The sequence below is a fragment of the Spirosoma oryzae genome (assembly GCF_003002825.1).
In the GTDB taxonomy this organism is placed as follows: domain Bacteria; phylum Bacteroidota; class Bacteroidia; order Cytophagales; family Spirosomataceae; genus Spirosoma; species Spirosoma oryzae.
Genome location: NZ_PVTE01000010.1, coordinates 72,545 through 86,366, shown reverse-complemented (window position 1 = coordinate 86,366; position 13,822 = coordinate 72,545). Strand labels below are relative to the sequence as shown.

The following is a 13,822-nucleotide window of genomic DNA, read 5'->3' as shown; positions in this document are numbered from 1 at the left end:
AATTGCCCAGGCTATCGGCGCGGAGCCAATTTGCCAAAACCACCCGATCGCCGTACATTTCGGACTATTTACCAGTTATCCTGCCTCATGACGGAAGCGCCCCGCGACTCAGACGAACGCACTGAACGTTCCCTGAATTTTATCGAACAGATTGTTGACGAAGACATTGCCGCCGGCAAAAACGGTGGGCGCGTGCATACGCGTTTTCCACCCGAACCGAACGGCTACCTCCATATCGGTCATGCCAAATCGATCTGCCTGAACTTCGGACTGGCTGACGAATACGGCGGACAAACGAACCTCCGCTTCGACGATACCAACCCCGTAACGGAAGATACCGAGTATGTTGATTCGATCAAGAACGACGTACGCTGGCTGGGCTTCGACTGGGAAAACGAGTTCTACGCGTCGGATTATTTCGAGCAGATTTACCAGTTCGCCGAAACCCTGATTCAGAAAGGACTGGCCTACGTCGACGATTCGACGGCGGAAGAAATTTCGGCGCAGAAAGGCACGCCAACCGAGCCGGGTCGGCTGAATCAGTACCGCGATCGAAGCGTTGCCGAAAACCTCGACCTGTTCCGACGGATGCGTGCCGGCGACTACCCCGACAGCGCTAAAGTACTGCGGGCGAAGGTCGATATGGCGTCGCCGAACATGCAGTTGCGCGACCCGATCATCTACCGCATCAAACACGCGCATCACCACCGCACGGGCGACGCCTGGTGCATCTACCCGATGTACGACTTCGCCCACGGCCAGTCGGACGCCATCGAGCACATCACGCATTCGCTCTGTACGCTGGAATTTGAAGTACACCGCCCGCTCTACGAGTGGTTCATTCAGCAACTGGAGCTGTTCCCGTCGCGGCAAATTGAGTTTGCGCGGCTCAACCTGACTTATACGGTCATGAGCAAGCGGAAACTCAAACAGCTGGTCGAAGAGAAGCACGTCAGCGGCTGGGACGATCCGCGTATGCCGACCATCGCCGGTATTCGTCGGCGCGGCTACACGCCTGCCAGTATACGTGAGTTCTGCGACCGGATCGGCATTGCCAAACGCGACAACCTGATCGACGTAGGTTTGCTAGAGTTCTGCATTCGCGAAGAGCTAAACCGGACGGCCCCCCGCCTGATGGCTGTGCTTGACGAGAAACCGCTCAAGCTGGTCATTACCAACTACGACCTCGGTCGGGAGGAGATCATGCACATCGAAAACAACCCCGAAGATCCGTCGGCGGGCGTACGCGACGTGCCGTTTAGCCGGGAAGTGTACATCGAGCGCGACGACTTCATGGAAAACCCGCCGAAGAAATTCTTCCGCTTATTTCCGGGGGGAATGGTTCGCCTGAAAGGGGCTTACATCATCAAGTGTGAGGAAGTCGTGAAAGACAATGCCGGCGAGATCATCGAATTGCGCTGTACGTACATTCCTGAAAGCCGGAGCGGTTCCGATACGTCGGGCATCAACGTCAAAGGCACGATTCACTGGGTATCGGTCCCGCATGCGGTCGAAGCCGAAGTGCGCCTGTACGATCGGCTGTTCTCCGTCGAGAACCCAGCCGCCGACGAACGGGATTTTAAAGAGCTTATCAATCCCAACTCGCTCGAAACGGTCCGCGCCTTTGTCGAACCCGCCCTGGTTGCGGCCACCCGGTCTGGCTCACTGACCAACGTACAGTTCATGCGTAAAGGCTATTTCATCCTCGACGCCGACTCCACCGACGCGCTGCCCGTCTTCAACCGCACCGCCACCCTCAAAGACGGCTGGGCGAAAGAGCAAAAGAAGGGATGACGTTCGAATTGTCTTGAACTGTGATTCGTTTGATTTACTGATTTCGTTGATTTAAATAATCACAGTCTATCAGCGTAATCACAAGAATCACAGTTCAAGACAATCAGACTCAAGCCAATTTCTCCAGCGCCTGCTTCATACCGGCAAACTGCCGCTTCTTCTGGAGTACGGTAGGCGCGGCCACCCGTTCGCGGCAGTCGAAAATACCGCAGCGCTCGCAGGCTTCGTTGACCAGCCGGGCCGGAATGTCGGGGGTGGGCTTCTGCATGAACTTCATCCGGCTCCGCAGCGCATCGTTGACGGCAAAACACATCGACACACTCATGTTCTGCTGCACGTCGGGCCGGTGCGAATGGGCTACCGAGACGATCAGGTATTGCACGCCCGAATCGGCGTATTCCGATAGCTGCGCCCGGCACAGGGTACTGTCGACGCCTTTGTTCTGCTGGAGGAAATGCAGTTCCTGCAAGATCGTCAGCGCAATCCAGCGACGGCAGTAGTGTTCGTCGATGATACCGCGTGGCCCACCCTGACTACCCTGTAATCGCGACAGGTGCATTTCTTTCGACAGGTGAAAATCCGTTTCGCCAGCCGTATGGTTGAACCGGTAAAAAAACAGCTGATCGATGCCGAACTGACTGGGCAACACATTGCTGAGCCGGTAGAAGAAACGTTCGGGCGTTGAGTTGAAATCCCGGATCAGGTCGAGGAAAGCGTCGTTGCTCCAGGTATCGCGGTCGAATAGTTCCGTCAACCGGGCGACGAGTACGTCGCGACGGATCAGGATAGCACCGGCGAAATACGAAGCCCGGTAGTTGTTCAGAATCTGCTCAAACGATTCGGCTTCGACCCACGAATAGGTATAAGGCCGAATTTTCAGTCCCATGTACTGAAACGCGACTTCCCGCGCCAGAATAAACGTCCGCTGGGCCGTATTCAGGCTGGCGTTCAGGTGCAACGTACGCCGTTCGGGACGGTACACCGAGCGCAGCGCCGTCAGTTCGGGCTGCTCGGCCGGATCGAACGGCACGATCTGCACGTCGTATTTTATCTTGAGTAGATTGACCAGCAGATTCTCCGACACGGCCTGCCCCGACGCCGTGTACTCCGCCAGAAATCGGTCGGCGTCGGCTTCGATCTCCGGGAAATAGTTGTCGTGCATCTCCTGATACGACCGCAGCATGGTCATGTACAACCGTTCGACGCTCATGTTGTACGTCAGAGCAATATCCATGAACGTGCGGATCATGGCGCTGACCTTGGCGGGTGCTTCGGCCAGCAGTTCCAGCAGATCCGACGGGTCGATGCCGAACAGTTCGAGTGGAATCTCGGTCAGGAATTTGGACCGGAGCAGATCGGATATGGGTTCCAGCTTCTTGCTCAGTTTCAGCGACACCAGCGAGTCGTAGTCGACCTGCATGGCGTTGGCGAGGGCCGCAATCTTGTCGGCTTTCGGGTACTTCCGCCCCTTTTCGATTTCGGTGATGTACGACACCGACATACCAGACTGCTGCGCCAGATCGCTGGCCGACAGCCCCTTGTCGAGTCGAAGCTGCCTTAATTTCAAGCCAAACAGCAGGCGAATATGATCAGCAGGAAGGGTCAAAATTGGATCGGTTTACAGTATACGGTTTACGGTATGCAGTTTACGGCCGCCGGGACCGATCGTGCGATAGCCACCGAAAACTGTATACTGTATACCGTAAACTGACTTCACAAAGTTACGCCGGTTTTTCGCGTTCTGCCAGAAAGTCGTTGAAGGCTGCGCTAAGTGCGTCGAGCGCATCGGATAACCCACTGGTATCGGCCACTTTCAGCTTCCCCTCGGCCGTACGGGCAATGTCGGCCACGCGGGAGACACCAATCGTACCGGCAGAGCCTTTCAGCGTGTGCAGGTGGCTCTTTACGGTCGGAATATCGCCCAGTTTGTACGCGTCGATCGCGCCGTTGACCAGCTCGGCCGCTTCCGTGACAAATTCGTCCAGAATACTGTCGACCAGTTCCTGCCCGCCGATGTCGCGCAGTTGCCCGATGATTTCCGGGTCGATGATGGGGAGCGCTGGGTCACTTTGCACTACTACCGGTATCGGAGCCGCCACGGGCGCGTCGGTTTTCTGCCGGGCCCGGTTCGCATCCGATAATTCCTTGACTTTCGCTATCAGGCTCTGCGCCCGAATCGGCTTGGCAATGTAATCGTCCAGTCCCTGCTGAATGAAGCGTTCGCGGTCTTCGCGCATCGAGTACGCCGTCATGGCCACGATCGTCGGCAGGCGCTTACCGAACTGCTCGCGCAGATTCCGGGTCGTTTCAACACCGTCCATGTCGGGCATCTGAATGTCCATGAAGATTACGTCAAACGAGTCCGATTCACCCTTCTCGATCGCCTGGAATCGCTCGCTTACCTGCGCGATAGCCGCCGGTCCACTATCGGCCGTCGTCACCACGCAGCCCGCTTTCCGCAGAATTTCGCTGGCGACTTTCCGGTTGACAGCATTATCGTCGACCAGCAACACCTGCGGGTGGTAGGTGCTGAAGAAGTTGGCCAGCGTAATCTCGGCGGCTTCAGTGGTTTGCTGCGACGGACTGATAGCCGTTTCCTTTAGTTCGATGATAAACCAGAACGTGCTCCCCTTCCCTACCACTGACTCGACGCCAACCTCGCCTTTCATCAGGTGCGCCAGTTCTTTCGAGATGGACAGCCCAAGCCCCGTACCACCAAACGACTTGCGCGACGAGGTATCGACCTGACTGAACGAGTTGAACAGCAGATTGATGTTCTGGGGAGAAATGCCAATACCCGAATCTTCGACAGCTACCCGAATCCGGTTGAACTTACCCCGTTTGCTGACAAGCGACGCCTTGACCTGCACCGTACCATTCTCCGTAAACTTGATGGCGTTGGACGTCAGGTTCGACAGAATCTGAAGCAATCGCGTCTGATCGGCGATCACGAACGTAGGCAGATCGGGTGCGAGGTGATAGGTCAGATCGTTGTTTTTCGAATGCGCCTGCTGCCCGAACAGGGCGATAAGCTTCTCGAAAATTTCGCGGAAGGCAATCGGGGCTTCGTGCAGCACCATCTTGCCCGCTTCGATCTTCGACAGGTCGAGAATATCGTTGAGAATATTGAGCAGCGTTTCCGACGACCGCTTGATCGTCTTGACGTAACTGCGCTGTTCGTCGTCGAGTTGGGTGTCGTTGAGCAGGTCGATCATGCCAATTACCCCGTTCATCGGCGTCCGGATTTCGTGGCTCATATTGGCCAGGAACTGCTCTTTCACTTTCAGCGACCGTTCGGCTTCATCGCGGGCTTTCACCAGTTCGGCCGACTGCCGCTTCAACTCGGTAATATCGCGGGCCAATACGGCAACAACCGAGTAATGGCCGGCATCGTCCTGAAGCAGCAGCATGTTGAACATAAACTGCCGCTCCGTACCGTCTTTTCGGCGCATGCTCACCTCGAAGTTGCGCAGGCTGTGCGTCCGGCCGAGTTTGATCATGGCCCGGTGAATCACGCTCTTGTCGACAAAATACTGGGTAACGTCCTGCCCCAGCACCTCGTCGGGCGTGTAGCCCAGCCGTTTAAACACCGACGGACTGACCATCGTAATCTTCCCCTTCCGGTCGACACGGGCGTAGATGTCCTGTAGGTTTTCGAAGATTCCCCGGAATTTTTCCTCACTGCGCAGCGTCGCAATTTCGGCCCGTTTCCGGTTAGTGATGTCCCGCGCAATGCCCGACACCTCTTCGATAACGCCCCCTGTCAGCAGAATCGGGTTGAGGTGAATTTCCAGGTAGGTTTCGCCTTTACCAGTCGTAAAATGGAGTTCAAAACTTTGGGCAGCCCCCTTGAAAGCCAGCCGGTAATGATCTTCCATCATCCGGCGGCTATCGGCGTTGAGCATGCGCCAGCCATTCTGGAGCACACTGGTATGCAGCCGTGGCTGATCGCCGGTTTGGTTTTCGATCAGCCGCAGGTAGTTTTTATTAAACGACGTCAGTAGCAGCCCCTTGTTGACCGACCAGATCAGGTACGTGCTGCTGTCGAAGATGGCGTTGAGTCGGGCGTTCTGCTTATCGAGTACCAGTTCCGACTGCTTGCGGGCAATCGCCAGCGCCACCTGCCCCGAAATAAATTCAAGCAGTTCGAGGTCGCGGGGGCCATAGGTGCGGGCATCGTTGTACGACTTCACCCCGATAATCCCCGTAATCTCGTCGCCAATGCGCAGCGGAGCCGTCAGCATCACCTGCGGTTGCCGCTGATTGTACAGGTCAATTTTGTGCTGCTCGGCCAGTTGGCGAATATCTTTTTCGTACAGAAACAGCGGTTTGTTGGCCCGGATCGTGTATTCCGTCAGGCCGTTTCCCAGCCGGCGCTTCGTAAACCGCATGCTGTTGCCGAAATATTCATCGACGTAGTAGGGAAACGACAGGTACGTCTTGCTTGAATCGTAGAGCGCGATAAAGAAATTGCGCGCGTCGATGATGTTGCCCAGTTCGTGGTGAATTTTCTGGTACAGATCATCCAGATTGGGCGTGTTGATGGTCCAGTTGGCGATGCTGTAGTACAGTTTCTGCGACTTTTCCGCCCGTATCCGGCTGGTCGTATCGTGCAGAATACAGCGGAACGCCGTTGGCCGTCCGTTGTCGAACCGGCAGTTGACGCTTCCCGACAGAAAGATCGTTTTGCCGGATTTGTCGCGGAATACCGTTTCGAAATACGGCAGCATCGACCCCGACTCGATACGTTTCAGCAGGGCAATCGTACTGTCGGCGTAGTCGGGGTGCAGCACGTCGCGCAGGTTGAGCGACGCAATCTCACTCGACGCGTAGCCCAGCACTTCGCGCCACGCCCGGTTAACGAAGATAAACTTACCGTCGAGCGTCAGCAGTTGAATCAGATCGGAGGTGTTGTCGACCAGATCCTGCAATTGCGCGTTGGTATTCGACAGCGCCGACGCGACCCGGCGTTTGTTGGTAATATCCTCACCGATCAGCGTGATCGCCGTAATGACTTCGCTGGCGTGTTCGTCACGATCAACGAGCAGCGAGTTAAGCTGCACGTTTCGCAGTGAGCCGCTCCGGGTCAGCAGGGCGATTTCCCGGTTCTCAGGCAGCTTACCGCGCAACAGCAGGTCGTCGAAATCCAGTTCAAGCCGGGCGCGGTCGGTGGCCGGAACAAATATATCGAAGAAGTTTTTGCCCACGATTTCGTCCGCCTGCCAGGCCGTCACCCGTACCGTGTAGGGGTTGGCGTAGCTGAGCGTTCCGTCGCGATCAATGGTGATACCGATCAGGTTTAATTGGTCGACCGTTTGCCGGGTATGCTGCCGCATGGCCTCGTCGGCCATCAGTCCGGCGTCGGGCTGTGCAGTAGCGGGTTTACTATCCGAAATCGGTTCACGTTTGGTTTTTACAGACCTTTGCATAGTGGGGTGGCACGGAGGTGTGACCGTCAAACCATTAAATTTACAAAAAATTACTGCTTTCGGGCAAAATCAGCGGGTAACGGGGTCGTATTCGGGCCGCACCTCGCGCTGGCATCGCCTACATAACGATCCGATCCTCCCCAATGCGCAACTGTTACGTGTTATTTCTCGCTATGCTGCTGCTAACCGGCTGCGAACCATACAACCTAGAACGGAAGTCGTTTCCTAGCTGTGCCAGTCCTGCGGCTACGATCGGCGTATCCGGTACCGGCCTCGACCTCGCTTTTTTCGTCGACAACCCACAAGGCGACATCGGACTGGCAGGCTGGGACTTTGGCGATGATTCCGGCGTCAACCGGGTCGGCCTGCGGGTGATTTACAATTACGCAAAGGCGGGTACGTATACCGTCCGGCTCACCCTTGTCAATACCTGCGACGATACGTTTACCACTACTCGCCAGATTACCGTCCGCTAACCACCGACCATGCGTTTTTTTTACCTGCTCATTTTTTGCTGTTTCTACCTGTCGGCAACAGCGCAAAACCGGGTCAGCAACATCCGCTTTCGCAGTATCGATTCGGCACGGCTGGAAATCCAGTACGACCTGCTCAATACCCGTCCCGGCGATTCCGTTTATGTTCAGATTCGTAGTCGGATTCGGGGACTACTCCGCATTCGACCCGAGCTGATTCAGGGCGACATCGGGATGAACGTCCCCGCCGGATCAGACCGGCGCGTAGTCTGGAATGCCCGCGCCAACGGCTACACACTGAACGAAGAAATCAAAGTATCGGTGCTGATTCGCACGCACGTGCCGATTGCGGCTGCGCGCCGAACGTCCCGCCCCAGCCAGCCGACAGCGCCTGAACCGTCAGTAACGCCTAAACCGGCGGCTACACCTGTACCGACGGAAGCCGTACAGACGCCCCCCACCCCTACAACAGCGATCGCGGCAGCACCAGCAACGTCACCTGATTTGGCCGATACGGAGACTGTTCCCGCTAGTACGCGGTCTTCGAACCGGTATGTGGGGCCGGCCTGGGCGTTGTTATCGGCTGTGGCACCGGGCATCGGAAATATTTTCGTCCAGACACCCCGTCCGCGCGTTGGCTTTCGTCCGATCGTGTTTGCTACGACGTACAGCCTGATTCTCTACGGGTTAAAGGAAAAGCGTGATGCTGATGCAGCCTATGCGCTTTATGAGCAACAACGAAATAGTACGGTTGCCGAACCCTACTATCAGACAGCAAATACCCATTACCATCGTTATTATGTGGCGACACGGGGCGCGATTGCCATTGCAGCGGCCGATGTCGTGCTAACGTTTCTGCGCGGCCTTAACAACAATCGGCAAAAGCGGTCGCTACGGGTAGAGGGTGTTACGCTCCGGCCCGGTTTGCAGGCCGGGCAACCGACGGCGCAACTTCGGTATACATTCTAACCTAATTCGTCTATGCGCTATCTGGCTGTTTTCGTGCTTTTATCCGGACTAGTTGGTTCGGTGGTAAGCTACGCGCAAACGCAGCCGGACTCCACGCAAACCGTAGAAGAAACCGAATCGACCAGCAGCGAGTGGCAACAGGTATCGCTGTCCCGACATGCGACGCATGCCTCCCCCGCCCCGACCAACGTTCCTAACCCAACCCGGCCAACACCAGCACCCACTACGGCTGTTGCTACAGTTACAGTACCCGCTTCCGCGCCTACCGCATCGACGCTGCCAACCCGTCCGGCACCGGCAATCGGGCGCGTGCCAGCACGGCCCCAGAGCTACCGCCCTGCCTTCTCGGGCGACTTTGCCACGAACCGCAGTGGCTGGCGCGGTGGCCGGAAGGGCGGTTACCACTATCAGATTGGCTTCGGCAAGTACAACATCCGGCGACTAAGCCCGGCACCCGGCGAAGTAGCCTACAGCGTCGTGCCGCTACCCACGGAGATGAACCTCAACCTGGCCCCCTATTTCACGATCCGAATCGACGTGGTGGCGGATTCGGGCCGGGTACCGTCGGGTGGGCTACTATTCGGGGTTCGTGACTCGCTGAATCTGTGCGCCTTCCGCCTGCGCAGCGACGGCACGATGGCGCTCACCCGACTGATTGACGGGCAGGCTACCGATTCGGTAATGACCGACGATTTCTTTCGACCGGGCGTACCTGTCGAGCCAAACCGGAATCAGCTGGTAATCCGGCGCGTCGAGAAAGCGTTGCATGTGTACATCAATCAGCGGGAGGTGCGGGGCAGTCCATTCGTGTTCGAGCCCTTGCCCGGCAATCGCATTGGCGTGACAAGTTCGGGCGACTGGACATCCTTCCAGAAGTTACTTGTCACACTCGGCCCCGACGACTGGATCGATCGGTGAGGGATTTTCAGGGACGAACAGGCTCGCCCGAGCGGTCGATTTTTAGCAGTTGACCGTCGAGGAAAGCCGATGCGATGTCGTTGCGGAAGGGCGTGATGGCTTCGAAGCGGGGCTCGATAACCCAGTTGTCGTGCTGATCGATGTACCCCCACCGGCCATTTTTGCGGGCCCGACGCCAGCCGTGATCGTCGACACCCAACTCCACTTTGTCGTACGGGCTGTTACCAAACGATTCTTCGTAGCGTCCCTGCCGGGCGTCGCTGGGGGTAGTCGGTGTGTTATCAGTCGAGGCTGTCCGCGTATCGGTAGTCTGCTCGACGGCGGGTTCCGACTCCTTCGTCGTTTTTTCCGGGCTGGCTTCGGTTGCTACAGGTGCTTCCGCAACAGACGTGGCCACCGTATCCGTACTGGCGGGTACCGGCTCATCAGCAGCGGATGTCACCGGTTCACGCTCGGTGTAGGGCAGTTGCCGGTTCAGGGTTTCTTCCTGCCGCGTTTCTTCCCGTTTGGGCGGTTGCCGCGTGTTGCTCGATCGGACAAACCAGTAGATAATCACCAGTAGTGCCAGGGCGAACAGCACACCGTAGAGGCCACTTCTATCCGGCTTTATCACCTCGACACGCACCGTGCTGAGCGGATTGTTGTTGGCATCGAACAAGGTATAATCAGTCGATTTGGACGGTTTCACCCAGCCGCGATTTTTCGGTGAAAGTCCTTCGCCCAGGTCATCGATCGTGACGGCCAGCACATTGACAACATCCCAGTCGAGCGTTACCGGTTGCCCCCGCTTCACGCGGGCCGGCGTAGCCGTGAACGAACGAACGACCGGCGGGGGGCCGACAGTGGGTTCGGGTTCCCGACGGGATATCGGCGCTGGCTCCGGCGGCAAAACCGGCTCGGACCGCGTGATAACTGGCTCGGGAACAACGACGGGCGCTGGCGGCTCCTCAACGGGAGGGAGAACTACCACGGGCGGTACGACAACGGGCTTGACCGGTTCGTCGACAACGCGCGGTTCAGGTGTCGGTTGCACCATGTCCATAGGTGGCTGAACCGGCGGGGTTGGCATCAGACGCGCCTTCTCGGCCGGAATCCAGCGCGAACGGACAAAATCGGGGGAGAGACCCAGCGAGCCGGCGGCATTGATGATCTTGCTCAGATCCTGCTCGTAGAGGTGTACCCGCGACGGTTCGATCAGCCGCGCGATACGGGCCCGAATCTGATCCAGCAGCAGGCTGTTGGCCAGCACCTCGTCGCGCACAACCATTGCCCGCTTCCGGGCGTCTTCATCCGACAGGCCCAGTTGAGCGGCCTGGTATGGGTAATCGCCCGTCTGCCACGCATCGGGTCCGTTCAGTATAAGCTGTTCACGCAGTCGGTCGGTGAGTTCCGTTTCGGTCATGATTGAGTGGGGCCAACGAGCCGACCCGTTGGGTAATTTGCACTAGTGATGACGGCAAAGTTCGGCCTATACCAGCAAAACACCCAACGTCAGTCAAACGTCACGATGTTCCGCCGATAATCGAGCGAAATCCGTCCGAACTTCGACAGCGCCGACTGCCCCAGCAGTAGTGGGGCTTTCGTATTGCCAACCACATTGGCGCTGACATTCTCCAGCACCCGGTCACCGATCTGAACGGAACGCAGCCGAACGATAGAACCGGGGGAAATATCGCCGTTGGCATCCTGAAATCGTGACTGCCCGATAATATCACGGCTCGTGATCGTTCCCTGTTTGAATAAGGTTTCAGCTTCCGTCGTCGACATGGAAATCAGGCTGGCCCCCGTATCGAGAATGAAGTGCATCGGTTGCCCGTTGATCGTGACGGGGACAACGTAGACGCCGTTTCGCTTTTCCATCGCCACTTCCGTGGGGCCATCGCCGATCTGTTTCAATACCGGCGGAGCCGTCGTCCGGGTGCTGACCGTATCCGGAGCTGGCTTTCGTTTTGTCCGTCGTGGCTGATGGCTACCCGAACGCGAACAGCCGGAGCAGCCCGCCAGCTGACTCAGTACGAGCAGGCAAAACCAGACGATGTATCGCGTTCCTGTTGGCATAATTTCGTTCGTTGTTCGTAGTTTGGTAAATGGATTACCCGTTACACATGCTTCCATCGACCTGTACCGTAGATCGAAAAAGGCGGCTGACGTTTAAACGACCCTGGGCCACCTGGCTGAATCTGATTGCACTTAGTCTTCTGTTTGTATCGGCCCGACCAAAGCCGGATGCAGCCCCACTGCGAGTGCTTATTTTTCTGGAAACGGAATGTCCGATTTGCCAGAAAACGACGGGACGGACGCAGCAGTTAGCAGACACGTATGCGGGTCAGGTACGCTTCGAGGCCGTGTTTCCAGCCGAAACGGTAACGCAGGCAGAAGCACAGGCGTTCGCAACAGCCTACTCGCTACGCCTGCCCTACCAGCTCGACCCACGCCATAAGCTGGTCAAGCGATACCGCGTCACGACAACGCCCGAGGTGGTTCTGTTGTCGGCCGATGGAAAGGTTCTTTATCAGGGCAGTGTCGACGATCAGTTCTACCGCCTTGGCCGCGCCCGACCGGCTCCCACGGCTTTCTATCTCCGTGATGCGATCGATGCAACGCTGACGAATCAGCCCGTCGCCATACCCCGCACAACGCCAGTCGGCTGTTTAATCAATTAGGGTTTACGGTATTCGGTTGACGGTTGACGGCGGCTATCGCATGCTGACGACCGTCAACCGTAGACTGAATACCATAAACCGTTATTCATAGCGGATCAGCGCCTTTGTCTTGACTCGCCAGACGCCATTTTCCTGTACGGCTACGCCATCGCGACGCATGGCCACACGCGTGTGTCCGTTCGCGTAAGTGTTCTCGCTCTCGCAGGCCGGCTCGATCATGTAATTACGATAAGTCAACAGGCGGGCTAGCCGACCCGGCTCGGCTTCAAACCGGAAGGTTGCCGTAGTGGGCTGGGTCGCATCGACACTGAAGCGATAAGCGGATTCGGGTGATAGCATGTCGGTCTGCTGACTGGGGTCGAACTGACCACTCGGATCGGGGGGCGGACAGTAAAACACCTGACTACGGGGTGGTGTAGGCGTAGCAATCGGCCCACTCCCCTGCGACTGCACCTGCCCGGACGATTCCGGTACGACAGTCACAGGTGCTGGTTCGCTGCTCGTGCTGATATCGCCCGTTCGTATTGGTTTCGACGGCCCAACGGCTGGCTCAACCGTAGCCGACTCCGCGACCGTCGTGGAGTCGGTAGAAACCGGCGGTGCAGTAGCTGGCGTTGGAGCTGGTGCAGGTTTGGGCGTTACGCGCTCGGTCTCCGTTGCCTGGACGGGTGTCGGCTTGGCCGGAGTGCTCGTTGCCGCCTTCGCTTTTCGGCTTTCGCTATCCAGTTGAGCAGCTAGCCGCTCAATCTGCCGCTGGTAATCGTCAGCATCGTTGTTTCGCTGCTTTCTGGCTAATGCCCACATGCCGCCAGCGCCAACGATCAAACCTGCCAGTAAGCCCCCAAGCAATAGCCACATCTGTTTGTCTTTTGCGTCGTTAAGACCCCGTTCCAGTTTGCTTAGTTGCAGCGCCGACCCTGAGATGTTGTCGCCTTCAGCAGCACCGCCTGTAATACCTGGTGACTGGGCGTCGGCATCTTCTACCGCCGGATCATCACTGGGTGGTACGTCGTCCGTCGACGCCGTTGCGTTGGGCGGCAGCATCGCGTCGATCTTGGCCAAAATGCCCTGTTGCACTGCGGGTGGCAGCGCCTTGGCATAACTGGCGTAGGCCCGGTTCTTCTGGTAGAACTGCGCCAGTTGCTGCCGAATGGCCACATTGGCATCGGCGGGACTCATGCTCACGAAATTCTTCGTATTCTTCAGCGTAGCCAGTTCTTCGATGCGCTGCCCTACCTGATCCCAGCTGCCCACCGTTCGGATGATATCGCGGGCATCACAGCCGTCGTCACAGGTCAACAACTGGGCGTAGATGGCCTGTGCTTTTGGCTGATCGATCGTCCTGAAGACAGCTTTAGCCACTTCCTTCGTCAGCGTATCGACAGCCGCCTGGTTATCGTTGGCGGTTTGGCCTATCGCTGGTACTGTCCCAACCCCGACCAGCAGGGTCAGGAAAAGAATGTTTGTTCGCATACAGCCATTGTTTTTTTATGTAGAGACGCAACCCCTTGCGTCTCAGCACGCGTCAGCAACACCATCCGGCAGGCGACACCATCCGGTCAGTGAGACGCAAAGG

At 57.3% G+C, this 13,822-nt stretch carries 10 protein-coding genes; 5 read left to right on the top strand and 5 right to left on the bottom strand.

Annotated features, from left to right (window positions below; translation table 11 throughout):
* The first annotated feature begins 87 nt into the window (after positions 1-87).
* Positions 88-1,794: a glutamine--tRNA ligase/YqeY domain fusion protein gene (locus CLV58_RS13380; protein ID WP_106138332.1), complete on the top strand. Its 1,707-nt coding sequence runs from the start codon at positions 88-90 to the stop codon at positions 1,792-1,794.
* A 109-nt stretch (positions 1,795-1,903) separates the two neighbouring features.
* Here CLV58_RS13380 and CLV58_RS13375 read toward each other — a convergent pair whose 3' ends face one another.
* Positions 1,904-3,400, bottom strand: a complete 1,497-nt coding sequence (locus CLV58_RS13375; protein ID WP_106138331.1) for a helix-turn-helix domain-containing protein — start codon at positions 3,398-3,400, stop codon at positions 1,904-1,906.
* Positions 3,401-3,515: 115 nt separating this feature from the next.
* The gene (locus CLV58_RS13370; RefSeq protein ID WP_425443522.1) at positions 3,516-7,145 is read right to left on the bottom strand and encodes a PAS domain S-box protein; all 3,630 of its coding nucleotides are present in this window, start codon (positions 7,143-7,145) and stop codon (positions 3,516-3,518) included.
* A gap of 221 nt (positions 7,146-7,366) precedes the next feature.
* Here CLV58_RS13370 and CLV58_RS13365 point away from each other — a divergent pair, with 221 nt between their 5' ends.
* Genes CLV58_RS13365 through CLV58_RS13355 form a run of 3 tightly spaced genes read left to right on the top strand, consistent with a single transcriptional unit; the run spans position 7,367 to position 9,583 of the window.
* The gene (locus CLV58_RS13365) at positions 7,367-7,699 is read left to right on the top strand and encodes a PKD domain-containing protein (RefSeq protein ID WP_106138329.1); all 333 of its coding nucleotides are present in this window, start codon (positions 7,367-7,369) and stop codon (positions 7,697-7,699) included.
* A 9-nt stretch (positions 7,700-7,708) separates the two neighbouring features.
* Positions 7,709-8,665 carry a hypothetical protein gene (locus tag CLV58_RS13360; RefSeq protein WP_106138328.1) on the top strand — a complete coding sequence of 319 codons (957 nt, stop codon included), beginning with the start codon at positions 7,709-7,711 and terminating at the stop codon, positions 8,663-8,665.
* A 12-nt stretch (positions 8,666-8,677) separates the two neighbouring features.
* Positions 8,678-9,583: a hypothetical protein gene (locus CLV58_RS13355; protein WP_106138327.1), complete on the top strand. Its 906-nt coding sequence runs from the start codon at positions 8,678-8,680 to the stop codon at positions 9,581-9,583.
* A gap of 7 nt (positions 9,584-9,590) precedes the next feature.
* Here the strand turns inward: CLV58_RS13355 and CLV58_RS13350 are convergent, their stop codons facing one another.
* Together CLV58_RS13350 and CLV58_RS13345 are read right to left on the bottom strand one after the other, a co-directional pair.
* Positions 9,591-10,985 carry a WG repeat-containing protein gene (locus CLV58_RS13350; RefSeq protein WP_106138326.1) on the bottom strand — a complete coding sequence of 465 codons (1,395 nt, stop codon included), beginning with the start codon at positions 10,983-10,985 and terminating at the stop codon, positions 9,591-9,593.
* Positions 10,986-11,074: 89 nt separating this feature from the next.
* Positions 11,075-11,641, bottom strand: coding sequence for a retropepsin-like aspartic protease family protein (locus CLV58_RS13345; RefSeq protein ID WP_106138325.1), 567 nt, complete (start codon positions 11,639-11,641; stop codon positions 11,075-11,077).
* Between the two features lie 47 nt (positions 11,642-11,688).
* On the opposite strand from CLV58_RS13345, the gene CLV58_RS13340 reads away from it, so the two are divergent.
* Positions 11,689-12,246 (top strand): thioredoxin-like domain-containing protein, encoded by a 558-nt coding sequence (locus tag CLV58_RS13340; protein WP_106138324.1) that lies wholly within the window; start codon positions 11,689-11,691, stop codon positions 12,244-12,246.
* 81 nt (positions 12,247-12,327) lie between these two features.
* Here the strand turns inward: CLV58_RS13340 and CLV58_RS13335 are convergent, their stop codons facing one another.
* A complete protein-coding gene (locus tag CLV58_RS13335; protein WP_106138323.1) occupies positions 12,328-13,719 on the bottom strand; it encodes a hypothetical protein in 1,392 nt (463 codons plus the stop codon).
* Positions 13,720-13,822: the final 103 nt, after the last annotated feature.

Excerpts from the sequence above, each read along its gene's own strand:
- CLV58_RS13380 (WP_106138332.1), top strand. The coding sequence starts at position 88 with ATGACGGAAGCGCCCCGCGACTCAGACGAACGCACTGAACGTTCCCTG.
- CLV58_RS13370 (WP_425443522.1), bottom strand. The coding sequence starts at position 7,145 with ATGGCCGACGAGGCCATGCGGCAGCATACCCGGCAAACGGTCGACCAA.
- CLV58_RS13365 (WP_106138329.1), top strand. The coding sequence starts at position 7,367 with ATGCGCAACTGTTACGTGTTATTTCTCGCTATGCTGCTGCTAACCGGC.
- CLV58_RS13360 (WP_106138328.1), top strand. The coding sequence starts at position 7,709 with ATGCGTTTTTTTTACCTGCTCATTTTTTGCTGTTTCTACCTGTCGGCA.
- CLV58_RS13355 (WP_106138327.1), top strand. The coding sequence starts at position 8,678 with ATGCGCTATCTGGCTGTTTTCGTGCTTTTATCCGGACTAGTTGGTTCG.
- CLV58_RS13350 (WP_106138326.1), bottom strand. The coding sequence starts at position 10,985 with ATGACCGAAACGGAACTCACCGACCGACTGCGTGAACAGCTTATACTG.
- CLV58_RS13345 (WP_106138325.1), bottom strand. The coding sequence starts at position 11,641 with ATGCCAACAGGAACGCGATACATCGTCTGGTTTTGCCTGCTCGTACTG.
- CLV58_RS13340 (WP_106138324.1), top strand. The coding sequence starts at position 11,689 with ATGCTTCCATCGACCTGTACCGTAGATCGAAAAAGGCGGCTGACGTTT.
- CLV58_RS13335 (WP_106138323.1), bottom strand. The coding sequence starts at position 13,719 with ATGCGAACAAACATTCTTTTCCTGACCCTGCTGGTCGGGGTTGGGACA.